We start from the raw sequence: 21,027 nt of genomic DNA, 5'->3' as shown, positions 1-21,027 counted from the left end.
CCATCGCCCTAACGCACTGAGCACGCTACCGCCCGGACCGGACATAGCGTTGCCCGGCCACGTCCCTGCGAACGTCGCAAACCCTCCGCTTCTGCGGAATCGTCACTCCTGATGTCCGTTGATTGCTTTTTGAGTTCGCTGGGCGACGCTATGCGGCTATTGGCTGCCGTTCAGCATTCGATTACGCCCCGAAATCGCGGTTACGCGTCTGGTGCCACCATCGCCCATTGCTCGCCCAAATTGCACATCCCAACGTATCAAAAATATACCTGTGGAAAGCATAGTCAACTAAATTAGCGAATCGTTAACCGTAAACGTTGGAGAGTGGTTAATCATGAGGCCGGCAGCGTCTGCCGCTGAAGTTCGAGCATTGGTCGCACAATTCCCAATATACCAATAGAAAATACGAATGTTTATGGGATTTTTGGATGGTAGAAGCCGGTGATATAGAAAAACAATCTTAGATTATGAGCGAGATACGTCAGTAAAATACCAGCGAATGTCACATATGATGCATATTATATTTGAAATGCTCCAATTTGTAAAACACAGAAAACAGCGTAACACCGGGCTTGCTCCATAAATTCTTAGAAAACGATGCGATCGGCGCCCGAAACGGCGCGGGCTAAAAATGTTCGCGGCATTGCCAATGTAGGGGTTCAGGTTCACCCCATCGGTTGGAGAAGGCGCGTTCGTGCTCTTTATTGACCGACCTATATCAAGATTATCTACATAGGAATTCAATGATTATAGGAAAATTTAACAGTGCGGGCGCGTAATTAATAGAATCTTGTGGCTGATTACAGTTGCGATAAAACTCATGTGACTGTGAAATTATGCATGAAGATCGGTATCGAAGGCATTTCGGATTGAAATATGTGCCATCGTGCTTCTTGTGGACTTTTGGATTCGAAATCCCTCGGGCACAATATGCCCCTCAATAATCAAAGTCGTGGAACGGTCCTGGCCCCATCCATTTATGTAGCAAATTTCTAATTTAGCGATGGCTTTTGAGCGCATAGGTAGAAATCCGTCAGTGTTGCGACGCAGCCATGACGCGATGCAGTTGGGGCGGCGGCCAACTCGCTTTGGCCGATTCCGCACAATTCCTTTGGCGATTATCCTTTGTCTTGGACAGGCGAGGCCCGCGGCGCAGGGCCATCGCCTTTTGATCCCTAGAGCGCTATTGGCAAGCTGGTCGAACACTCGGGTGACTCAATGCGCTTTCTGTTTGTCCTGATCCTGCTTGCCGGCGCCGGCATCGGCATCGTCTATCCGTGGGCGATGAGCAATTTCTCCGGCCATGAGATCGGCACATGGCGGGTTTACGAGCAGGGCCGCTTCAAGCCGGTGACGGTGCCGCTGGCCGGGCGTGACGCGCCGGTGCGCGTGCTGGTCGATCTCACCGCAAAAGCCGAGCGCATTGTTTCGCAGCAGCGCACGGTGCTGACGCTGACCGCCGCGACAGGTGGCAAGACGGTGCTGGCCTCGACGCTGCAGTTCAACCATTCCGACAATCCGCGCCAGGTCAGCCCGCAACTGCCCGACAAGATTTTTCGCGACGAGGCTGGCGTGATCGCTGCCGTCAGCCCCGGCCCCTACGTCTTCACCGTCGGTCCGGGCGACGCCGATGGCATCGAGATACGGGCGGCGGATCTCGTGCTGCGCTCAGGTGCCGGCGCGATCGACAGCAGAGCCCGGCCGGTCGGCTTCTCGCTGATGGCCGCTGGCCTGATCGGGCTGTTGCTGGCCAGGCGCTTTCGTGGTGGCGGTGGTGGCCGGCCGGAAAATCCAAACTCGCAGCCGCCACCGCCGCGGTGGGGCAGGGGCGCCACTTGAATTACCGCCACGCCTATCACGCCGGAAATTTTGCCGATGTCGTCAAGCATGTCGTGCTGGTGCGGCTGCTCGATTATCTGAAGCAGAAGGACAAGGCGTTTCGCGTCATCGACACCCATGCCGGCATCGGCCGCTACGATTTGTCGTCGGTAGAAGCGCAGAAGACCGGCGAGTGGCAGGGCGGCATCGGAAGACTGATCGATGCCGCGCCCGGCGGTCCGGCGGCGACTCTTCTTGCGCCCTATCTCGATGCGGTGCGTTCGCTCAACCCCGAGGGCGGCGTCGAGAAATATCCCGGCTCGCCGCTGATCGCGCGCCACCTCATGCGCAAGCAGGACCGGCTGTCGGCGATCGAGCTGCACCCCAAGGACGTCACCAGGCTGAAGACGCTGTTCGCCGGCGATTTCCAGACCCGGGTGATCGAACTCGACGGCTGGCTGGCGCTCGGCGCGCATCTGCCGCCCAAGGAAAAGCGCGGCCTGGTGCTCATCGATCCGCCGTTCGAGGAGGAGGGCGAGTTCGAGCGCCTCGTCGACGGGCTGCAAAGAGCGCACAAACGCTGGCCGGGCGGCATCTATGCGCTGTGGTACCCGATCAAGGACCGCAAGGCGGTCATTGCCTTCAGGAAGGCGCTGAAGCAATCCGGCATCCCGAAGCTGCTCGACATCGAATTCGAGATCAGGCCGGCCTCGCGAGAGCCTAGCCTTGATGGCAGCGGCATGCTGGTGGTCAACCCGCCATTCACGCTGGAGGGTGAATTGCGAACCGTGCTGCCGGCCTTGCACAAATTGCTGGCCGTGGAAAAGCCGGCGCATTGGTCGCTGGAGTGGCTGGCCGGCGAGTAGCCACACAAGCGCCGGTTTTCACGCGCTGGCCGCTTTGACGGCTGGCGATGCCCGCGGCGACGACGCAAAGTCGCTAAAGATTTCGACAGCCGGGTGCCAACCGCAAATGCTCCGCAGAGCCAGGAAAGCTGCAGCCTCTTCGCTTTGAGCGAAGGCTGGCGGCAGGCGCGAAAAAGCCCGCCTTCCTGAGGGGTCGGGAAGGCGGGCTCTTTAACGACCCAAGTCTTTGGGTTCTCGGATCTGGACGTCAACGCGCCGAAGCCATTCCGGTTCCATGCCGGAGGCGCGGGCCTGCCAAAAGCAATTGCGAACTGGAAACCATCATCAGTGCAACCGCTTGACCGCGCGTGAGCGAATCCGCACAGTGGACGCAATCGACCACAAGAGGCTGCCATGACTCGCTTCGCCAGATCCGCTCTTGCCGCACTCATCGCCCTTTGCACGCCGCTCGGTACCTCGCTTGGGCTCACCCAGGCGGTGCAGGCGGCGGACCTCGGCGTCTATTCCGACGATGACGACAGTGTCTGCGGCCAGGCCTGGGTGCTGAACAAGATCACGAGCCGCTTCTCCTACCAGGTGCATCACGTGCCGCATCTGCCCGATGTCGCGATCACCGATTTCCGCCGCATCCACCAGCATCGCTATCTGCCGGCCAACGACACCTGGCCGATCGGCCGCCGCTATTGCGGCGCCACCGTCAGCCTCTCCGACGGCCGCGCCCGCACCATCTGGTACCTGATCGAGGAAGGCCAGGGCTTTGCCTCGATCGGCGACAATGTCGAGTTCTGCGTCTCGGGCTTCGACCGCTGGATGGTCTACAACGGCCGCTGCCGCGTCCTGCGCTGACGCAGTCTTCCAACCACGAAATTTTCGTGCTGTTGCTCGGCAAGATGCCAACGCCGCCCCGGCGCTGCTGGTGACTGCGCTTGTTTGCGACAAGATCGACCCCGATAGACCGCCGTCTCACCGCTGCGTGGTTCTGTGCCGTTCGGCAAGGTAAGCGCAGATCAGTTCGACCAGCTGCTGTTGCAACTCGGGTGAGTCCAGCATGTCCCGTCGCGCTGCGTTGTGGATAACGCCCTCGACTGCGGAGGACAGCACGCGCGCGACGGTTTCAACATCGGCGTTCTTTCTCGGCTTGCGATAGACGGCGACGGCCGCTGCATAGTGACTGAGATAGCGCGACTGGAACGACGCATGGGCGGCCCTTGAGCCGCGGTCGCTCGGCGCCTCGTCAAGCAGCACCTGGTGCAATGTCGGGTGGATGCTGTGCGCCGCGATCATGCCACGTACCAGCTGCTGCGCGAATCTCTTGAGCGGCTTGTCCCCTTCGACCGACTCGGCAATGACCGACAGCACTTGATCGAAGTGACGGCGCCGGATTGCCTCGACCAAAGAAAGCTTGTCGGGGAAATACTGGTAGAGTGAGCCGATGCTGGCGCCGGCCGCCTCGGCCACCTTGTTGGTGGTGAAGCCGGCCCATCCGAGATCGCTCAGAACGTGAGCACCCGCCTCAATGATCGCCTCGACGGTCGCTCTGGAGCGCGCCTGGCGCGGCTCCTTGCGCATGCGCACGCGCGGCTTTGCAATGCGAGTAGACATGTCCGCTCCATCCCGCGAGAATATGAACAAGATACTCACATTCTCCGCAAAGGGATACCGATCATGAGTGTCCTGGTTTTGCTTCGCAGTCTCTTCGCCTATCAGACGTGGGCCAATGACGAGTTGCTGGAGAAGCTTGCGAAACTGGATCCGCATGCGCACGCCAAGGAGCGCCACGTCGCGACACGGCTTCTCAATCACAGCCACGTGGTGTCAAAAATATTCGCGGCGCATCTCACAGGCGCGCGCCACGGCTACAGCGCCGACAACACAGAGGAAACGCCGGCGCTCGACGCGCTGCGCACCGATGTCGCAGCGATGGATTGCTGGTACCTGGAATATCTTGAAGCCGTGTCGCCAAGCCAATTGTCCGAACCTGTGCCGTTCATTTTTACCAATGAAGACAAGGGCTTGATGTTGCGTCAGGAAATGCTGACCCATGTCGTTCTGCACGGCGGCTATCATCGCGGCGAGATCGGCCGCATCCTGGTTGGGCTTTCCCTCTCGCCGCCATGGGACACCTTCGCCGTCCATCTCCACCGGGCCGAGCCGGAGCGCCGGCTGCAGACGGTACGCGAGCCGCTCGGCGTCTGAACGTTTTTTCGCGAGCGAGGTGATCTCTAAGGAATATGAGCTAAAAGCTCACTTTCATCGTATGCCTCAAGATGATGCAACGACACGCCTGTCGTGTTGCTTTCGTCTTCGCGCTTGTTCGTCGCGACTGGATAAGACGAAGCGTGCGATCCGGCAACTCTTCATGATCTTTGCGAGCGGCTGCCGGTGTCTGCGGTCGACGCCGCTCGAAAAAATCCTGAGCGTGTCGACAAGATCAACCAAGATAGAGTGCGAAGAATTTCCGCCGCAGACTTCGTTACGCGATCAAAGATTCAGCACGATCGCTTTGCGGTCGTAACCGAAACTTAATCTGCTAAAATCACTGTAATGCTTCGCTGGCTAGACACGCGCGAGTCAGATATGCATTGACGCGCCGGGTCATTAACGGCCATCGGCACAACTAAAGGGGCATCGCATGGCTAAGCAGTTATCCAAAGCGCCGGCGTCCAAGGCACCGGCAAAGAAAGCACCTGTAAAAGCAGTAGCGGCGAAGGCTGCGACTGCAGTGAAGAAAGCAGCGCCCGCTGCCAAGCCGAAGGCCGCGGCGGCCAAGGCAAAAGCAGCACCGGCCAAGAAGCCGGCTGCAAAGGCTGCGGCAAAACCCGCAGTGAAGAAAGCAGCGCCTGCCAAGAAACCGGCTGCCAAGGCAGCACCGGCCAAGAAGCCGGCCGCAAAGGCAGCGGCGAAACCGGCAGCGAAGAAAGCAGCACCTGCCAAGAAGCCGGCCGCGAAGGCTGCACCGGCAAAGGCAGCGGCAGCGAAGTCTTCGGCACCGGTGAAGAAAGCAGCGCCGGCGGCCAAGAAGGCAGCGCCCGCGAAGGCCGGCAAGAAGTAAGCGCGTTTCTTCCCTCGCCGGGGGACAGTGCCAAGCAGTCAAGGGCGGTGCCGGACAGGCGCTCCGCTCGCTGGTCGGCTTGGTATTCGGAAGGCGAGAACAGAGGCGGACGGAGGATATCTTTTCGCAGCTCCCAGGACTTCGCCGTCAGGCGAAGTCCGGTGGGGCTTTTTTTGTTTTCGCTGCAATGCCGAGACCTGTCCGGTCCTAAAAAATCACCGGCGGTTTCTGGTGGCTGGGTTTTTCGCTTCTGGCCATTGCTCGGCTGCGCCTGATCGGTCAACACTGCCCCATCGGCAAACAGGAACCCGACCATGCCCAAGCTGCTCTACGCGTCGTCCTCTCCCTACAGTTCCAAGGTACGCATGGCGGCAGCCTATGCCGGCATCGCCATCGATCTCGTGCCGCTCAGGACCGAGGACAAGCCAGCCGAACTGATGGCCGCCAATCCGCTCGGCAAGATCCCGGTGCTGGTCCTCGACGACGGCCGCTCGATCCACGACAGCCGTGCCATCACCCAGCACCTCAACCGTGTATCGAAGAGTGCGCTGTTTCCACGCAATGCCGACAAGCGCCTTGAGGCTGAGGTGCTGGAGGCGCTGGCCGACGGCATCTGCGATTGCGCGCTGTCGATGGTCTATGAGCGGCGCGTGCGTCCGGAAGATGTGGTCTACCAGCCCTGGCTGGACAAGCAGTGGTCGAAGATTACGGCGGCCCTTGATCTGCTCAACGCCAATCCGCCGAAACTGCCCAAGAAGATCACCGCCGGCCAGATGGCGCTGCGCGCCTGCCTTGGTTATTTGTCGCTGCGCTTTGCCGGAAAGTGGGAAAAGGGCCGCGGCCGGCTGACACGCTGGGCGGCGCGCTTCGACGAGAAGTTTCCGGAGCTGAAGCCGGCGGTACCGGCGTAGTCACTCCTCCTTCTCCCACAAGAACGTGAGAAGGAGTTGCCGCAGGCTACACCCTCACTTCCTTGTTGATCCCCCGCCTGCTTCCGTGCTTGCCTGACGCCACGCAAATCGCACACAGGTGGCGAACATGCCGAAATCAGCCAGCACAGCGGACCCCATGGTCGAGCGCCTGCGTGCCGCCCTTGGCCAGCGCGCCTTCACCGAACAGAAGATGTTCGGCGGCACCTGCTTCATGTTCAACGGCAACATGCTGATCGGCACCTCGAAGCGCGGACTGCTGGTGCGTGTCGGCAAGGCGGCGCATGAGGCGGCCGTCGCGCGTCCGCATGCCCGCCCGATGGAGATGGGCGGACGGGCGATGGAAGGCTATGTCCATGTCGCGCCGGAGGGTACCGCGACCGAAGCCGATCTCGCCGGCTGGCTTGATCGCGCGTTGGCTTTCGTCGAGACGCTGCCGCCGAAATCGAAACCCACCAAGGTCGCAAAGCGACGCGCTTGAGGCGATCGCGCTGGCTATCCTGCGCCGGTCGATGTTGCAGCCCGGCTCTGAGGCGCAGCCGGCGGGAGGTCGCAATGGCATTTCTAACCGGACATTGTATGTGCTGGGCAGTCGCCTGGACATATTCCGGGCAACTCACACGCAACCTGGTCTGTCACTGCGCCGATTGCCAGCGCGCCACGTCCGCCCCTTTCACGGCCTTCCTGGGGATGAGGCCGGAGCATCTGACCTGGACAGGGGACATCGTGCATTACGAGAGCAGCCCCAACACATTTCGCGGTTTCTGCCCGTCCTGCGGCTCAAGGCTCTATTTCCGCTCCGACAGATGGCCCACCGAGATTCATGTTCACGCCGCCACGATGAGCAGCCCGGGCGAGTATCGGCCGGATGCGCAGGTTTTCATACCGTCGAAGGTGGGATGGCTCGACCGACTGCCGTCGATCCCGACCCATGACGGTTTCCAGCAAAAGCCGTCGATCCACCCACACAGCTCGTGACCCGGATGAGTTGGCGACATCCAGGAAACCGGCCATAAAAAAGCCGGGCGCGAGGCCCGGCTTTTTCGTGTCGTGGCTTGAACGACTTAGAACTTCATACCGACGCCGAAGGTGACGCGGTTGTCGGTGGCCTTGACGTTACCGATGCCGCCGCCGAAGTCCTTGCTGCCGAAATCGGTGTAGCGATACTCGACGCGACCGAACACATTGTCGGTGATCTTGATGTCGGTGCCGACACCAGCGGTCCAGCCAAGCAGGGTAGCGCTATCGCTGGTGCCCAGGTTGCTGTCTTCCACCTTCAGGTTCTTGCCGGCGAGACCGCCAGTGCCATAGAGCAGGATTTCAGGGGTCACGGCATAGCCGAGTCGGGCCCGCAGCGAGCCTTCGACGCCAGCCTTGGAGTTGATGCCGTTATCGTCACCCTTGACGCCGCTGTAGCCGAGTTCTGCTTCACCGCCGTAGACAAAGTTTTCTTGCTGCCACTGATAGCCGCCGAAGACACTGCCGACGAAACCCTTGGTGTCGGTTTGAACGCCGAGATCCCTTTCCTTGGTATGGCCGCTAAAGCCATAGCCAACATTGAGACCGGCATAGGGGCCTGCCCAGGAAGCGACGGGAAGTTCCGCAATCGGGGCCGGCGCCGGCGGCTCTTCCGAGACGACGTCCGCGGCAAAGGCGGTTCCACTGAGGGCGAAGAGCCCAAGCGCCACCGCAAGAGGTCGCGCAAATTTAAGATTGGCTTGCATTGTTCTTTACTCCTTAAGCCACAGGACACAGGCTTGTTTGTCATGAGCGCCATCGACCCGTCCGGGGGGTGAAACGGATCTGGCGTTCAACAGTTCCAAATGTCGTGTCAAAATGCGGCTGAAGCGAACCTGAACTTGGGTCATTCCCCGGCACGAATGAGGCTGAACCTTGACGTTGCATCTTCGCAACAGCGAGATGTCAGCAAGCTTGTAATGCTGCGCTGCACACGGCTTGGTGCAAGGAGTTCAGCGCCCTATATTGCGGTTCGGCCCATCCCGAGTCTTGGCAGGCTCGGAGAGCCGATAGGGCCGTTCGCCACAATCCCGCCCCAGGTGGAAACGGCATTTAGCCCCTGGCGGGCCATATTTGCCGGCGCACCGGAATCGAGACCGCAATTTGAGGATTGACAGATGAATGAAGCGGCCGGGACCGCACTGGTAACGGGCGGCGCCAAGCGGATCGGCAAGGCGATCGTCGAGGATCTTGCCGCGCATGGTTTTGCCGTCGCCATCCACGCCAACAATTCGCTGGCCGAGGCCGAGGCACTTGCCGCCCGCATCAGCGACGCCGGTGGCCGCGCTGCCGCACTTGCCGCCGACCTCACCGATATGGACGCCGTCGGCGATCTGGTCGGCCGCGCCGGGGCAGCACTCGGCCCGGTCACGCTTTTGGTCAACAACGCCTCGCTGTTCGTCGACGACACTGTTCAGGATTTCGACTGGCAGGCCTGGGATCGCCACTTCGCCGTCCATATCAAGGCGCCGGCGTTGCTGGCGCAGGCCTTCGCCCGCGCCCTGCCGGAGGGGCAGGAGGGGCTGATCGTCAACATCATCGACCAGCGCGTCTGGCGGCTGACCCCGCGCTATTTCTCCTACGCGCTGTCGAAGTCGACGCTGTGGACGGCGACGCAGATGATGGCGCAGGCGCTGGGTCCGCGCATCCGCGTCAACGCCATTGGCCCCGGCCCGACCTTGAAGAACACCCGCCAGGACGACGACGATTTTGCCGCGCAGGTCGACGGCCTGATCCTGAAGCGTGCGCCGGACCTGTCGGAATTCGGCGCCACCATCCGCTATTTGTGGGCGGCGCGCTCGGTCACCGGCCAGATGATCGCGCTCGATGGCGGCCAGCATCTTGCGTGGCAGACGCCGGATGTGACAGGCATGACGGAATGAGTCCCGTAGAGCAGAAACACAAACGTGGCGGCGGCGCCGACGACCTGCCCCCCGAAATCGACCTCGAGGACGAGGCGGCGGAAGAGATCGTCACGCCGGCCGGCCCGGACGTCGCCTTCACGGCAATAGACTGGACGCCGCATGCCGGTGACGCCGACGGCATGGTCGGCGCCGAGGTCATCCAGACGCTGGTCAAGCGGCTACCCAACGCACCCGGCGTCTACCGCATGATGAACGCTGCCGGCGACGTGCTCTATGTCGGCAAGGCGCGCAGCCTGAAGAAGCGCGTGACCAATTACGCGCAAGGCCGGTTCCACACCAGCCGTATCGGCCGCATGGTGCGCGAGACCTCGACGATGGAATTCGTCGTCACCCGCACAGAGATCGAAGCGCTGCTGCTCGAAGCCAATCTTATCAAGCGCTTGCGGCCAAGATTCAATGTACTGATGCGGGACGACAAGTCGTTCCCCTATATCCTTTTGACCGGCGATCATGTCTCGCCCGGCATTTACAAGCATCGCGGCGCGCGCTCGCGCAAGGGCGACTATTTCGGCCCCTTCGCCTCGGCCGGCGCCGTCGGCCGCACCATCAATTCGTTGCAGCGCGCCTTCCTCTTGAGGAGCTGCACCAACTCCTTCTACGAGAACCGTACCCGGCCGTGCCTGCTCTATCAGATCAAGCGCTGCGCCGGCCCATGCACCGGCGAGATCTCGCATACCGACTATGCCGAGCTGGTCGGCGAGGCCAAGGATTTTCTGTCGGGCCGCAGCCAGAAGGTGAAGACGGAAATCTCATCCGCCATGCAGCTGGCTTCGGAAAACCTCGATTTCGAGCGCGCCGCCATCTATCGTGATCGGCTGGCCGCCCTGTCGCATGTGCAGAGCCACCAGGGCATCAACCCCGCGACCGTCGACGAGGCCGATGTCTTTGCCATTCATCAGGAAGGCGGCCAGGTCTGCATCCAGGTGTTCTTCTTCCGCACCGGCCAGAACTGGGGCAACCGCGCCTATTTCCCCAAGGCCGATCCGGCGCTCGAGGCATCGGAAGTGCTGGGCTCGTTCCTGGCCCAGTTCTATGACGACAAGCCGACGCCGCGCGCCATCCTGTTGTCGCATGGAGTCGAGGATCAGGAGCTTTTGGCCGAGGCGCTCTCCACCCGGGCCGGCCGCAAGGTGGCGATCTCGGTGCCGCAGCGCGGCGAGAAGAAGGATCTGACCGACAACGCGCTGCAGAATGCCCGCGAGGCGCTTGGCCGGCGGCTGGCCGAAACCTCGACGCAAGGGCGGCTGCTCGCCGGCTTTGCCGAGACCTTCGGCCTGGCAAAGCCGCCGGTGCGCATCGAGGTCTACGACAACTCGCACATTATGGGCACCAATGCGGTCGGCGCCATGGTTGTGGCCGGGCCGGAAGGTTTCGTGAAGAACCAGTACCGGAAGTTCAACATCCGCTCGACCGAGATCACCCCGGGCGACGATTTCGGCATGATGCGCGAGGTGATGAAGCGGCGCTTTTCGCGACTGCTGAAGGAACATGGCGATGTTGCGCCCGACGCTGCGGTTGCGGCGGAAGCAGGCGACGACATTGAAGACGACATTTCCGGCAGTTTCCCGGCCTGGCCCGACGTTATCCTGATCGATGGCGGCCAGGGCCAGATGTCGGCGGTTCGCAAAATCCTCGCCGATCTCGGCATCGAGGACCGCGTGGTGGCGATCGGCATTGCCAAGGGCCAGGACCGCGATGCCGGCCGCGAGCGCTTCTTCGTCCGGGGCAGGGACTCGTTCTCGCTCCCGGTGCGTGATCCCGTGCTCTATTTCGTCCAGCGGCTGCGCGACGAGGTCCACCGCTTTGCCATCGGCTCGCACCGGGCGCGGCGCAAGAAGGAGATGGTCAAGAGCCCGCTCGACGAGATCAGCGGCATCGGTCCCGGCCGCAAGCGCGCGCTGCTGTTGCATTTCGGCACCGCCAAGGCGGTCAGCCGCGCCGCGATGGAGGATCTGATGGTGGTCGACGGCATTTCCGAGCAGGTGGCCAAGCTGGTCTACAATCATTTTCATGAAAGTTGATGGCTTTAGGGGGTATATTCAGCTGGCTAGTCGAATCTGGCCTGTTGACCCCCCACATTCGCTTCTGATTTGAGTACGCAGGAAGAAAGAGTCCCCCCGCACATGGCCAAGCGCGCGTTCAACCTGCCCAACATGCTCACCTACGCCCGCATCATCGCGGTGCCGCTGGTCGTGCTGTGCTTTTTTCTCGAAGGGCATCTGAAGTCGAGCGACTTTGCCCGCTGGTCGGCGTTGATCATCTTCCTGCTGGCCTCGATCACCGATTATCTCGATGGTTATCTGGCGCGCGCCTGGCAGCAGACCTCCAACATCGGCAAGATGCTCGACCCGATCGCCGACAAACTGCTGGTCGCCACATGCCTGTTGCTGCTGGCGGCCGACACCGACCGCCATGCCGGCATCGCCGGCTGGTCGCTGTGGGCGGCGATCATCATTCTGTGCCGCGAAATCCTGGTTTCGGGCCTGCGCGAATATCTGGCGGCATTGAAGGTCTCGGTGCCGGTGACGCAGCTGGCAAAATGGAAGACCGCCATCCAGATGGTCGCCATCGCCTTCCTGCTGGCCGGACCGGCCGGCGACAAGATTTTCCCGCTGACCACCCAGACCGGTCTGGTGCTGCTGTGGATCGCGGCTCTGGTCACGCTCTACACCGGATATGATTACTTCCGTGCCGGCCTCAAGCACATCATGGACGAGTGAGATGACGAAGCTCATCTATTTCGCCTGGGTGCGCGAGCGGATCGGCAAGCCGGAAGAGGATGTCGAACTGCCCGCCGGCATCGAGACGGTCGCCGACCTGTTGCGCTGGCTGAAATCGCGGGGCGAGGAATACGAGCACGCGCTGCAATATCCCGATGTGATCCGCGTCGCCATCAACCAGGAACATGTCGAGCACCACGAAAAAATATCAGGCGCGCGCGAGATCGCATTGTTCCCGCCGATGACCGGTGGCTGACATGCCGTCCCCAGTGGCGCCTGTCGTGCGCATCCAGGCGCAGGATTTTGACATCGCCGCCGAGATCGCCAGGCTGACCGCCGGCCGCGCCGATATCGGCGCCGTGGTGACGTTCTCGGGCCTCTGCCGCGACGAGCAGGGCGCTTTGTCGGCGCTGGAACTCGAACATTATCCCGGCATGGCTGAAGCAGAGATCAGTCGCATCGCGGCAGAAGCGATTCAGCGCTGGCCGCTGCAGGGGCTCACCGCCATCCATCGCCACGGCAAGATTGCGCCCGGCGAAAACATCGTGCTGGTGGTGGCCGCTTCGGCGCACCGGCAGGCGGCATTCGAAGCGGCAAATTTCCTGATGGATTATCTGAAATCGCGCGCACCGTTCTGGAAGAAGGAACATCGTGCCGACGGCTCCGAAGGCGCCTGGGTCGACGCCAAGGAAACCGACGACAAGGCGGCGCGCCGCTGGAAACAGCCGCCGTCCGAATAATATCGCGCCGCAGTCATGCATTGACCGCAATCCTTTGGCCAAATCCCGTTCGGCCCAAATCAGATTTGGCAAGGGGAGCAAGGTCATGCTGGACAGGATTGCCGAGTTCTTCATATTCGGCTTCGTGCCTCTGGTCGTCGGCGTGCTTGCAGTGCCGGATCTGTCGGCCGCTGCCGAGAAGACCCTGAAGGGCGAGGTGATCTATCGCGAGCGCATCGCGCTGCCGCCCAATGCCGTGCTGTCCGTGCAGCTTGCCGATGTGTCGCTGGCCGACGCGCCGGCCGCAATCATCGGCGAGCGCAAGGTGGCGCCGGCCGGCCAGGTGCCGATCAAGTTCGAGATCAGTTTCGACCCGGCAGTGATCCGGTCCAATCTGACCTACGCGCTGCAGGCGCGCATCACTGCCGACGACAGGCTGCTGTTCATCACCGATGTCAGCTACCAGGTCGACCCGCTGAGCGATGCGCCGCAGGCCATCGTGCTTAAGATGGTGACGCCTCGCGACACCCCGACGGCGGCCGCGGTGATCGGGCAGAGCTGGCTGGTCGAATATATTGACGGCATCGGCGTCATCGCCGAGCCGCAGGCGACATTCAGGATCAGCGAGGCCGGCAAGGCCGGCGGCAGTGGCCCGTGCAATGTCTACTTCGCCACCGCCAAGGTCGATGGTTCGACGATCGCCATCAGCGACATCGGCTCGACCTTCAAGGCCTGTGCGCCGGAGATCATGGCCGAGGAAAAGGCGCTGTTCCAGGCGCTCGCCAGGGCGGCGTCATACCATGTCGACGCCGGCAAATTGACCATCGCCGACAAGGACGGCCGCGATATCTTGCGCTTCAACGCCGCGAGCTAATGGATTTTTCGATCGCCACTGGTTTTCCGGAATAATTCGGGCAAGGGAAGCGTTTCTCTCCCAGACAGGCGGGTGAGGCAAAAGGGATATTTTCGAATGTCCCTTCGTCGAAGCCGCCAGACCTGCTGCGGCTCGTTCTGGCTTAACTCAAAGGAGTCCAGAGATGAAAACGCATGCGCTTATCCTTGCTGCCACAGGCGTATCGCTCCTTGCTCTTACCGGTCTTGCCAAGGCGGACGACCATCTGTTCAACGCGCTTCAGCATGGTCTCAATGCCGACAGCCAGCCTTTCCAGACCAACAAGGCCGGCCATGGCGGCGACCTCGCGCCCGGGCAGGGCAGCCCATTTGTGGGTGCTGATACCAAGACACCGGCGACTGACACCGACGCGGCCAACATTCATGCCAATATAAAGGAGCGCCAACCAAAGTGACTTGAAACCGCCGCGAGAGGGCGGGCGACCAATCGGAGTCCCGATGGCCGATGAATGAAAAGGCCGGCGAAACGCCGGCCTTTTTGATCAGAGTGGGTGAGTTCGGCTCAGCCGACGATCTCGGTGTCGGAGAACCAGTATTTGATCTCTTCGGCGGCGGTCTCCGGCGCGTCCGAGCCGTGCACGGAATTCTCGCCGATCGACAGCGCATGCACCTTGCGGATGGTGCCTTCGGCGGCGTTGGCCGGGTTGGTGGCGCCCATCACTTCGCGGTTGCGGGCAATGGCGTTCTCGCCTTCCAGCACCTGGACGACGGTCGGCGCCGACGACATGAACTCCACCAGCTCGCCGAAGAAGGGACGATCCTTGTGGACGGCATAAAAACCTTCGGCTTCGCGGCGGCTCATCCACACCCGGCGTGAGGCGATGACGCGCAGGCCGGCCGCTTCCAGCATCTGGGTGATGGCGCCGGTGAGATTGCGCCGGGTCGCGTCCGGCTTGATCATGGAAAAGGTGCGTTCGAGCGCCATGGGGTCGTCCTTGTTCAAGAGAATGGAATTGAGGGTGGCGGGCTCTATACAAGCCGCCCGGCCCATTGCCAAGTGGAGCATGTGACGCGGGTCAGCGCGTAATCACCATCGAGGGCCGTCGGAACTCCCAGCCTTCGCGCTCCAGCGTTGGCGTGATGTGCTCCTCCGAGGGATAACCGAGGCAGAAATAGCCGATCAGCGTCCATTGCGGTGGCGCGTCGAGGATCGTCGCCATCTCGACCGGGTCGAGAATCGACACCCAGCCCATGCCGATGCCCTCGGCGCGCGCCGCCAGCCACAGCGTATGGACCGCCATCACCGCCGAATATTCGATGGTCGCCGGCATCGTCAGGCGGCCGAGCCCATGCCCTTGTTCCGTTGTGCGGTCGGCGAAAACCGCAAACTGACAAGGCGCCTCGTTCAGGCCGGCGAGTTTGAGCCGGGCATACAGAGCGGCGCGCTCGCCGCAGAACGATGATAGCGCTTCCGCATTGCAGCGTTCAAAGCACGCTTTGACGGCGTCACGGCAATTGGCACTCTCGACCACGACAAACCGCCAGGGCTGGCTGAGCCCGACGGACGGCGCGATGCTCGCAAGGTCGAGCAGCCGCTCCAGCGCCCCTTCGGGCAGCGGCGTCGGCCTGAATCGCCTGACATCCCGGCGCCACCGGAAGAGGTTGATGAGCTCCGCACGAAAATCGTCGCGGAATTCCGGGCCTGACGTCATGGCGTCGCGCTGCCTTGTTTCGATTGCCCGGTCACGGGATTTTTTTGTCTTCTTTGCCCCGGATCAGGGCGATGGTGAGGCGTTTGAAACGACGCTTGTGCATCCACATTGTCGCATTTCGTTGGCGATTGGCGAAAACCTGCGAGATCCGCGTGCCGTCCTAGGCGGCGGCAGCCACCTTGCGGCCGAGCCTGCCGTGCAAGTCGAGGCAGCGTTCGAACCACTGCGCCACGACATCGCCGTCGTCGAGTAACCGGTAGGGCGTCGCGATGCGCGCCCATTGCAGCGCACCGAAGACGATGTAGTCGGCAAACAGCGGTGATGGACCGCCGATGAATGGCTGATAGGTAAGCATCGAGCGCAGCGGCTCCAGCGAAGTCCGAAAAGCCCCAAGTCCGGCGTCGCGGGCGGCCATCACCTCTTCCAGCCGCTTGCCGAAGCGCTGCTCGCGATTCTGCCGGAAATAGGCGGCATTCGCCTCGTCCTGCATGGCGTGAAGATCCATGATCGCGGCGGTGGTGACATAGGGATGGATGGTCAGCTGCGACCAGCGCTCGATGAAGCGCGCCGCAGCCTTGCCGCCGTCGCCGCAAAACAATGTCGGCCGTTCAGGATAGGTCTCCTCGAGATAGAGCGCGATGGCGAAGGAATCGGCGACCACATGATCGCCGTCGCGGATCACCGGAACGAGCTTCGAGACGCCGCCTTCGACGGCAGGCACTTCGAGAAAGCGCGTCGGCACGCTGGAGATGTCGAGCCCCTTGTGGGCGAGCGCCATCGCCGCCTTCCAGCAATGCGGGCTGAAGGGACGCGCGGCATCGCGTCCAACGAGTTCATAGAGCAGAATGGTCATTGGCGTGGTCGCCCCTCGGGTTTAGGTAGGCTCGGGATTCGATGCGAGGCTGGTGAAAAGATGAAACAGCATTTCATGATGTTTGCGGCCTACAATCAATGGGCCAATGGCCGCATCTACGATGCCGCCGGCGACCTCAACGACGAAGAATTCAACCGCAATGTCGGCGCCTTCTTCAGCTCGATGATGGGCACGCTCAATCATCTGCTCACCGCCGACCGCATCTGGATGAAACGCTTCACTGGCGAAGGCGACGCACCGGCCAGCCTCGACGCGATCATGCACCGCGCCTTGCCCGTATTGCGGATGGCGAGGGAGTCCGAAGACAGGCGGATCATCGACTGGGTCGTTGGCCTCAGTGACAAGGCGCTGTCCGGCCGCTTCACCTACATGACCGTCTCAGACATGCGCACCGTCTCGCAGCGGCTGGCGCCGGCGCTGGCTCACGTCTTCAACCATCAGACCCATCATCGTGGCCAGGCGCACGCGATCCTGACGATCCTGGGCCGCCCTTCGGTGCCGCTCGACCTGATGCTGTTCCAGCGCACCGAAGAAGGGCGCGTCTACGCCTGACGTTGGTATACGCGCCGCTGCCATCCTGAATTCCACAAGAGAGCAGCCGCTGGCATTGGCGCCTGTCTCTCCGGCCTGGCGGCAGCTGGTTTTCTCTCAAACGCCTGACCATGCGGCTCCGGCTTCGCCAAGGGGCGGCAACCAGTGGGCGCAAGGGCGTCCTCACCCCGCACATTTGGTTTTCGCAAGTATCTGGACCCGGTCGTCGGCATTTCGGACAGGTTCGTGGGCCTGTTTGGCCGGATATTCTTCCCGAGCGCCGAACAGCGGCCCGCAGTGCCCGATTTAACGTGCAGTTTTTGTTGTAGGATTCGATAAAATTTAAATCTTTAAGAAAAATCATATTCTTTTTTAGAACAACTATGAAACAGTTGAGAACTAAGTTCGATAGGTCAAAATAAAATTAAGAAACTTAAAGGACTTCCCGTACGTATCATAAGGTGCACAAGCAAAGAGGCGGGGCTTGATTCCAGTCTGTTGCAGTGCAGCAAATAGAAGGACAACACAGGAGAGTGTCATGGTAGATATCACCAAGAAAATCGCTAGAACACTGGCGCATGGTGCGATTATCGTTATTCTTGCCGTGCCTGCCAACGCCCAAAGTATTGGCATTGGTGGCGTCGGCAGCGCTTCCGTTGGCAATAGCGGAGCCAGCGCGAATGTGGGCGGCGCCAACGGTGCCAACGCCAGTGTGTCGTTGGGTGGTAGCCGCACCAGTGCCAACGCTTCGATCGGCGGCGCTGGCGGCGCAGATGCGAACGCCACCATTGGTGGCGGCGGTGCCACGGCATCCATCGGCACAAACGGCACCACTGCCAACGTAACCGTTGGTACCAACAATGGCGTCAATGTCGGCGTCGGCGTCGGTATCGGCGGAACACCCGGCACTCCTGGGACTCCCGGTGGTCTCCCCGGCGTCGTCGCCGACATGTCCAGCACCGAGATCGCACGCATGAAGAAGCGCTGCGTCGACGTGCTCGCCAGCGAAGGCACCTATGATCGCGACCTGCGCCAGCTCTGCCTGCTGATCTCGCGCCGCTAGCGCATGAAGGTGCTGCACCCGGCGCGTCCAGAGCGGACGCGCCCCACTGTAGGGCCGGTTAACTCCGGCAGAAGTGTCGAACCAGCCGGGAGGCTTCGACGGCACACTCCTGGCCTCCGGCCAGTCGGAAAGCTCGCCACTCAGGTGGCGGGCTTTTTGCTGCAGACGAGGGCTGCGCGGGCACATCCGTGCCCCTTAACGCGCGGTTAACCACATTCGAGTTGGAAGCCAGGTCTTAGGAGTTCGTTTGCGTTGCCGCTGCAAGATGGCCGACGTAGTGGGAGCAACGGCATGCGGATCGATTTGTCCCCAACAAGCTGGGGCAGGGTCATAGCTGTAACCATAGCCGGCACGGCGGTTTGCATTGCCGCCGCCTTCTTCGTCGACTCCTTCAATTTTCCGTCCCTGTCGCCTGACGCATTGCGCTGGGCGAAGCTCACCGATCTGCTGCTGCCGCTGGTGCTAGGGGGATCGTTTTTCTTTTTCCTGATGTACAAGATGCGCCAGCTGGCCATTGCTCAAAGGGACCTGAGCATTGTCGCCGCGACCGACAGCCTGACGGCGGTGTTCAACCGCGGTGCGTTTTCCATGCTTGTCGAGGCCTATCTCGACCAGGCGCGCAGCCATTCCGTCGTCAATGCCGGCGCCTTGCTGATCGTCGACGCCGATCATTTCAAGACCATCAACGATCGCCTCGGCCACGATTGCGGCGATCAGGCGCTGAAGCTGATCGCCAAGACGATCCAGGGGCAACTGCGCGGTGCCGATATCGTCGGACGAATTGGCGGCGAGGAATTCGCGGTCTTCCTTCCCGGCGCCGACTCCTCGCAGTCATGGCTGGTCGCCGAGGGCATACGGCGGCGAATCCGCGAAGCCGAGTTCGCCCCGGGCGGGCGGCCTTGCCCGCTTTCGGTAAGCATTGGCGGCATCGCCTTCAGCGGCCCCACCACCTATGCCGAAATGTTCCTGGTGGCGGACAGACATCTCTACAAGGCCAAGTCGAACGGCCGCGACCAGGTCAGCTTTGAAACAGCAGTTTCGCGCAGCCAGCAGGCCGGCGACCCGACAGTGATCCACTAGACGGCTAGCTTGGCGAAGCTGCGGTTGGGATCGGCCTGGCCAGGGGGTTCCACGTCCGAGCCATCAGCTCAACGGGCTCACACCGATGTTCGGGAGTGTAAATGGCAGGCTGGAACTCAGTCCTGTTCAGCATGGCTCATTCCAATCGTGACGAAGGTTTGGCGTACGCCCTGCGGTCGCTTCTCGAACACGACGACGCTGTCGCCGACGGCGATGGAGGCTGCCGATCGGGTGAAGGTGGAAACAGGATCGCACCCCTCGTATGCGGCGCGTTCATCTCATCGAGTCGCCTTCGTCGCGGCCGAGATGGAAAGAGCGAAACTGCGCCGTGAACGGCGCAAAGGCCGGCAAGCGCCCGATTAGGTTTATCGACCGCGTATCCTTGCCAACGAGCTTGAAGGGCCGCCGAGCTTGCCGCGTTTCTGAATGACCGCTAGCTTCCTGGAATCATGACAGATGTTTTCCAGCACACGCTAGTCCACCCGATGGGGAGCGAGGCTCCCGCCCTCCCGTTCGGCAGGAAGGACGCCAAATGGAATCCGGAAATGGTGGCGACCTCTCGCCGTTTGATCGCCGCCTATAAGGAGACCATGTCACAAGACAGCCCGCTCAAGCAGATCACAGGCGATGACCTCTGGTCAGCATTGACGCGTGACCATTTCGGTCAAATGCTAAACTTCCTGCGTACCGAGGACGCGGACCAACTGTCTCGCTACCTGGTCGATTTCGGCAAGGAATACACATGGTTCGGCGGAATTACGACCGGGATCGATGGCTATACTCATTGGGACCGCAACGAGCAGTTCGTTGCATACAGCTACTTCGACAAATTGGTTTGTTTGGGCGAGGCGCTCGGCGTTCTGTCGGTGGAAAGTCCTGAACAGGGGATCGGCGGAAAATGGGGCAAAAACATTCAATTGGCCCCAAGCGAGATCGTGGACGCGATAGAAACGCAACTCGGCATACACATCGTCCCGCCGGAGGGCCCGGTTCATGTCGCCGGCCTGGATGTTAGGGGTGGCCTGCTACATTATCGGCACATCAACGCACTCTATTTGGCGACGCGCATTCGCGAAGTTGCCGCACCCGAGGATCGCATTTGCGAATTTGGAGGGGGGCTCGGGCTTGCTGCATTCTACCTGAACCGGATGGGTCGCAAGGATGTTACGGTTTTCGATCTACCGATCGTGAACATCCTGTCGGGTTACTTCTTGATTGGAACACTGGGCCAGGAAGCCGTTTCCCTCGAAGGCGAACAGCCGCGCAGGGATGCAACAAAACTAAGGGCGAACTGGAATTGCGCCGATGAGATAGATGGGGCCTTTCGGGTCGCCGCCAATCAAGATTCATTTCCCGAAGTCAATCGCCGCATCTTCGATGAGTATGTGCGGCAGATCAAACGTATCTCATCGGACTTCTTCCTCAGCATCAATCACGAAGGCGAGCAACCCATCGCGGGAGGCGCGCGGCACCTTCACGTTTCAAGGCTGTTGAATGCAGACCCGAGTTTTCGTCGCATCTACAGGAGTCCCTACTGGCTCCGCAGGGGTTACGTGGAGGAACTGTATAGGATTGAAAACGGCACGTCGGCGGTCGCGGCGAGAGCCGGTCGAGACGGCTGATATGCCGCTGGCGACTGAATTTGGGCGTATACCTTTGTGGCATTTCGGCAATTGAACATCCGCCATCCGGCTTCGAGAGAGCTCACTGGCGCGCGTTTCGGTTGGGCAGCGTGAAAGCGCCCCGGGCGTCTTGACGAGCGCTCGCGCCGGCGCTGGACCATGTTGCATAACAGGCAGACTCAGCTGCGACGCGCAAGAAACGGCCGGGAGCAACCTAAAACAGAGTAGGCAGTTCTGATGGCCAAAT

24 protein-coding genes are annotated in these 21,027 nt (G+C 61.3%); 19 read left to right on the top strand and 5 right to left on the bottom strand.

Annotation, left to right across the window (positions count from 1 at the left end; genetic code table 11):
- The first annotated feature begins 1,218 nt into the window (after nucleotides 1-1,218).
- From AC1DXN_RS00380 to AC1DXN_RS00370, 3 genes are all read left to right on the top strand, one after another.
- On the top strand, nucleotides 1,219-1,839 hold the full coding sequence (locus AC1DXN_RS00380) for a hypothetical protein (protein WP_477272289.1): 621 nt from the start codon (nucleotides 1,219-1,221) through the stop codon (nucleotides 1,837-1,839).
- On the top strand, nucleotides 1,836-2,684 hold the full coding sequence (locus tag AC1DXN_RS00375) for a 23S rRNA (adenine(2030)-N(6))-methyltransferase RlmJ (protein ID WP_477248242.1): 849 nt from the start codon (nucleotides 1,836-1,838) through the stop codon (nucleotides 2,682-2,684). Before AC1DXN_RS00380 ends, AC1DXN_RS00375 begins: the two co-directional genes overlap by 4 nt.
- Nucleotides 2,685-3,077: 393 nt before the next feature.
- Nucleotides 3,078-3,530, top strand: coding sequence for a hypothetical protein (locus AC1DXN_RS00370; protein ID WP_477272291.1), 453 nt, complete (start codon nucleotides 3,078-3,080; stop codon nucleotides 3,528-3,530).
- 117 nt (nucleotides 3,531-3,647) lie between these two features.
- Here AC1DXN_RS00370 and AC1DXN_RS00365 read toward each other — a convergent pair whose 3' ends face one another.
- Nucleotides 3,648-4,253: a TetR/AcrR family transcriptional regulator gene (locus AC1DXN_RS00365; protein WP_477272441.1), complete on the bottom strand. Its 606-nt coding sequence runs from the start codon at nucleotides 4,251-4,253 to the stop codon at nucleotides 3,648-3,650.
- Between the two features lie 96 nt (nucleotides 4,254-4,349).
- On the opposite strand from AC1DXN_RS00365, the gene AC1DXN_RS00360 reads away from it, so the two are divergent.
- From AC1DXN_RS00360 to AC1DXN_RS00340, 5 genes are all read left to right on the top strand, one after another.
- Nucleotides 4,350-4,880, top strand: coding sequence for a DinB family protein (locus AC1DXN_RS00360; protein ID WP_477272293.1), 531 nt, complete (start codon nucleotides 4,350-4,352; stop codon nucleotides 4,878-4,880).
- 526 nt (nucleotides 4,881-5,406) lie between these two features.
- Nucleotides 5,407-5,736: a hypothetical protein gene (locus AC1DXN_RS00355; protein ID WP_477421430.1), complete on the top strand. Its 330-nt coding sequence runs from the start codon at nucleotides 5,407-5,409 to the stop codon at nucleotides 5,734-5,736.
- A gap of 314 nt (nucleotides 5,737-6,050) precedes the next feature.
- Nucleotides 6,051-6,647, top strand: a complete 597-nt coding sequence (locus AC1DXN_RS00350) for a glutathione S-transferase family protein (protein ID WP_477248232.1) — start codon at nucleotides 6,051-6,053, stop codon at nucleotides 6,645-6,647.
- A 127-nt stretch (nucleotides 6,648-6,774) separates the two neighbouring features.
- A complete protein-coding gene (locus AC1DXN_RS00345; RefSeq protein WP_477272297.1) occupies nucleotides 6,775-7,146 on the top strand; it encodes a TfoX/Sxy family protein in 372 nt (123 codons plus the stop codon).
- A 74-nt stretch (nucleotides 7,147-7,220) separates the two neighbouring features.
- Entirely contained in the window at nucleotides 7,221-7,643 is a 423-nt protein-coding gene (locus tag AC1DXN_RS00340; RefSeq protein WP_477272299.1) for a GFA family protein, read from the top strand.
- Nucleotides 7,644-7,729: 86 nt separating this feature from the next.
- On the opposite strand, the gene AC1DXN_RS00335 is transcribed toward AC1DXN_RS00340, so the two are convergent.
- Nucleotides 7,730-8,389: an outer membrane protein gene (locus AC1DXN_RS00335; RefSeq protein WP_477272301.1), complete on the bottom strand. Its 660-nt coding sequence runs from the start codon at nucleotides 8,387-8,389 to the stop codon at nucleotides 7,730-7,732.
- 411 nt (nucleotides 8,390-8,800) lie between these two features.
- Here AC1DXN_RS00335 and AC1DXN_RS00330 point away from each other — a divergent pair, with 411 nt between their 5' ends.
- From AC1DXN_RS00330 to AC1DXN_RS00300, 7 genes are all read left to right on the top strand, one after another.
- A complete protein-coding gene (locus tag AC1DXN_RS00330) occupies nucleotides 8,801-9,565 on the top strand; it encodes an SDR family oxidoreductase (RefSeq protein WP_477272303.1) in 765 nt (254 codons plus the stop codon).
- Complete coding sequence (gene uvrC, locus AC1DXN_RS00325; protein ID WP_477272305.1) at nucleotides 9,562-11,628, top strand: excinuclease ABC subunit UvrC; 2,067 nt, start codon at nucleotides 9,562-9,564, stop codon at nucleotides 11,626-11,628. The genes AC1DXN_RS00330 and uvrC overlap by 4 nt, the downstream gene beginning before the upstream one ends.
- Nucleotides 11,629-11,730: 102 nt before the next feature.
- Nucleotides 11,731-12,327 carry a CDP-diacylglycerol--glycerol-3-phosphate 3-phosphatidyltransferase gene (gene pgsA / locus AC1DXN_RS00320; protein WP_091577231.1) on the top strand — a complete coding sequence of 199 codons (597 nt, stop codon included), beginning with the start codon at nucleotides 11,731-11,733 and terminating at the stop codon, nucleotides 12,325-12,327.
- A gap of 1 nt (nucleotide 12,328) precedes the next feature.
- Complete coding sequence (gene moaD, locus AC1DXN_RS00315; RefSeq protein ID WP_477272307.1) at nucleotides 12,329-12,583, top strand: molybdopterin converting factor subunit 1; 255 nt, start codon at nucleotides 12,329-12,331, stop codon at nucleotides 12,581-12,583.
- A gap of 1 nt (nucleotide 12,584) precedes the next feature.
- Nucleotides 12,585-13,067, top strand: coding sequence for a molybdenum cofactor biosynthesis protein MoaE (locus AC1DXN_RS00310; RefSeq protein ID WP_477272309.1), 483 nt, complete (start codon nucleotides 12,585-12,587; stop codon nucleotides 13,065-13,067).
- Between the two features lie 85 nt (nucleotides 13,068-13,152).
- On the top strand, nucleotides 13,153-13,920 hold the full coding sequence (locus tag AC1DXN_RS00305) for a YbaY family lipoprotein (RefSeq protein ID WP_477272311.1): 768 nt from the start codon (nucleotides 13,153-13,155) through the stop codon (nucleotides 13,918-13,920).
- Between the two features lie 163 nt (nucleotides 13,921-14,083).
- A complete protein-coding gene (locus AC1DXN_RS00300; RefSeq protein WP_477272313.1) occupies nucleotides 14,084-14,353 on the top strand; it encodes a hypothetical protein in 270 nt (89 codons plus the stop codon).
- Nucleotides 14,354-14,460: 107 nt separating this feature from the next.
- On the opposite strand, the gene ndk is transcribed toward AC1DXN_RS00300, so the two are convergent.
- The 3 genes from ndk to AC1DXN_RS00285 form a co-directional block, all read right to left on the bottom strand.
- Nucleotides 14,461-14,883: a nucleoside-diphosphate kinase gene (gene ndk / locus AC1DXN_RS00295; protein ID WP_477272314.1), complete on the bottom strand. Its 423-nt coding sequence runs from the start codon at nucleotides 14,881-14,883 to the stop codon at nucleotides 14,461-14,463.
- A gap of 91 nt (nucleotides 14,884-14,974) precedes the next feature.
- Complete coding sequence (gene bluB / locus AC1DXN_RS00290) at nucleotides 14,975-15,610, bottom strand: 5,6-dimethylbenzimidazole synthase (protein WP_477272316.1); 636 nt, start codon at nucleotides 15,608-15,610, stop codon at nucleotides 14,975-14,977.
- 160 nt (nucleotides 15,611-15,770) lie between these two features.
- On the bottom strand, nucleotides 15,771-16,463 hold the full coding sequence (locus AC1DXN_RS00285; RefSeq protein WP_477248210.1) for a glutathione S-transferase family protein: 693 nt from the start codon (nucleotides 16,461-16,463) through the stop codon (nucleotides 15,771-15,773).
- Between the two features lie 60 nt (nucleotides 16,464-16,523).
- Here AC1DXN_RS00285 and AC1DXN_RS00280 point away from each other — a divergent pair, with 60 nt between their 5' ends.
- The 4 genes from AC1DXN_RS00280 to AC1DXN_RS00265 all read left to right on the top strand — a co-directional run bounded on the left by AC1DXN_RS00280 (nucleotide 16,524) and on the right by AC1DXN_RS00265 (nucleotide 20,780).
- Entirely contained in the window at nucleotides 16,524-17,036 is a 513-nt protein-coding gene (locus AC1DXN_RS00280; RefSeq protein WP_477248208.1) for a DinB family protein, read from the top strand.
- A gap of 517 nt (nucleotides 17,037-17,553) precedes the next feature.
- The gene (locus AC1DXN_RS00275) at nucleotides 17,554-18,078 is read left to right on the top strand and encodes a hypothetical protein (RefSeq protein ID WP_477248206.1); all 525 of its coding nucleotides are present in this window, start codon (nucleotides 17,554-17,556) and stop codon (nucleotides 18,076-18,078) included.
- A 291-nt stretch (nucleotides 18,079-18,369) separates the two neighbouring features.
- A complete protein-coding gene (locus AC1DXN_RS00270) occupies nucleotides 18,370-19,158 on the top strand; it encodes a GGDEF domain-containing protein (RefSeq protein WP_477272318.1) in 789 nt (262 codons plus the stop codon).
- A 449-nt stretch (nucleotides 19,159-19,607) separates the two neighbouring features.
- Nucleotides 19,608-20,780, top strand: coding sequence for a hypothetical protein (locus AC1DXN_RS00265; RefSeq protein ID WP_477272320.1), 1,173 nt, complete (start codon nucleotides 19,608-19,610; stop codon nucleotides 20,778-20,780).
- The last annotated feature ends 247 nt before the right edge of the window (nucleotides 20,781-21,027 follow it).

This window comes from Mesorhizobium sp. P2_H9 (assembly GCF_056403215.1).
Note: the sequence above shows the minus strand (reverse complement) of the source record. Positions and strands in the feature narration are given on the sequence as shown.

Bases quoted from the DNA above. Each gene is read 5' to 3' on its own strand.
- AC1DXN_RS00310 (WP_477272309.1), top strand. From the start codon at position 12,585: ATGCCGTCCCCAGTGGCGCCTGTCGTGCGCATCCAGGCGCAGGATTTT.
- AC1DXN_RS00360 (WP_477272293.1), top strand. From the start codon at position 4,350: ATGAGTGTCCTGGTTTTGCTTCGCAGTCTCTTCGCCTATCAGACGTGG.
- AC1DXN_RS00365 (WP_477272441.1), bottom strand. From the start codon at position 4,253: ATGCGCAAGGAGCCGCGCCAGGCGCGCTCCAGAGCGACCGTCGAGGCG.
- AC1DXN_RS00300 (WP_477272313.1), top strand. From the start codon at position 14,084: ATGAAAACGCATGCGCTTATCCTTGCTGCCACAGGCGTATCGCTCCTT.
- ndk (WP_477272314.1), bottom strand. From the start codon at position 14,883: ATGGCGCTCGAACGCACCTTTTCCATGATCAAGCCGGACGCGACCCGG.
- AC1DXN_RS00380 (WP_477272289.1), top strand. From the start codon at position 1,219: ATGCGCTTTCTGTTTGTCCTGATCCTGCTTGCCGGCGCCGGCATCGGC.
- AC1DXN_RS00280 (WP_477248208.1), top strand. From the start codon at position 16,524: ATGAAACAGCATTTCATGATGTTTGCGGCCTACAATCAATGGGCCAAT.
- uvrC (WP_477272305.1), top strand. From the start codon at position 9,562: ATGAGTCCCGTAGAGCAGAAACACAAACGTGGCGGCGGCGCCGACGAC.
- AC1DXN_RS00335 (WP_477272301.1), bottom strand. From the start codon at position 8,389: ATGCAAGCCAATCTTAAATTTGCGCGACCTCTTGCGGTGGCGCTTGGG.
- AC1DXN_RS00285 (WP_477248210.1), bottom strand. From the start codon at position 16,463: ATGACCATTCTGCTCTATGAACTCGTTGGACGCGATGCCGCGCGTCCC.
- AC1DXN_RS00350 (WP_477248232.1), top strand. From the start codon at position 6,051: ATGCCCAAGCTGCTCTACGCGTCGTCCTCTCCCTACAGTTCCAAGGTA.
- AC1DXN_RS00330 (WP_477272303.1), top strand. From the start codon at position 8,801: ATGAATGAAGCGGCCGGGACCGCACTGGTAACGGGCGGCGCCAAGCGG.
- AC1DXN_RS00340 (WP_477272299.1), top strand. From the start codon at position 7,221: ATGGCATTTCTAACCGGACATTGTATGTGCTGGGCAGTCGCCTGGACA.
- pgsA (WP_091577231.1), top strand. From the start codon at position 11,731: ATGGCCAAGCGCGCGTTCAACCTGCCCAACATGCTCACCTACGCCCGC.
- AC1DXN_RS00345 (WP_477272297.1), top strand. From the start codon at position 6,775: ATGCCGAAATCAGCCAGCACAGCGGACCCCATGGTCGAGCGCCTGCGT.
- AC1DXN_RS00305 (WP_477272311.1), top strand. From the start codon at position 13,153: ATGCTGGACAGGATTGCCGAGTTCTTCATATTCGGCTTCGTGCCTCTG.
- AC1DXN_RS00270 (WP_477272318.1), top strand. From the start codon at position 18,370: ATGCGGATCGATTTGTCCCCAACAAGCTGGGGCAGGGTCATAGCTGTA.
- moaD (WP_477272307.1), top strand. From the start codon at position 12,329: ATGACGAAGCTCATCTATTTCGCCTGGGTGCGCGAGCGGATCGGCAAG.
- bluB (WP_477272316.1), bottom strand. From the start codon at position 15,610: ATGACGTCAGGCCCGGAATTCCGCGACGATTTTCGTGCGGAGCTCATC.
- AC1DXN_RS00265 (WP_477272320.1), top strand. From the start codon at position 19,608: ATGACAGATGTTTTCCAGCACACGCTAGTCCACCCGATGGGGAGCGAG.
- AC1DXN_RS00370 (WP_477272291.1), top strand. From the start codon at position 3,078: ATGACTCGCTTCGCCAGATCCGCTCTTGCCGCACTCATCGCCCTTTGC.
- AC1DXN_RS00275 (WP_477248206.1), top strand. From the start codon at position 17,554: ATGGTAGATATCACCAAGAAAATCGCTAGAACACTGGCGCATGGTGCG.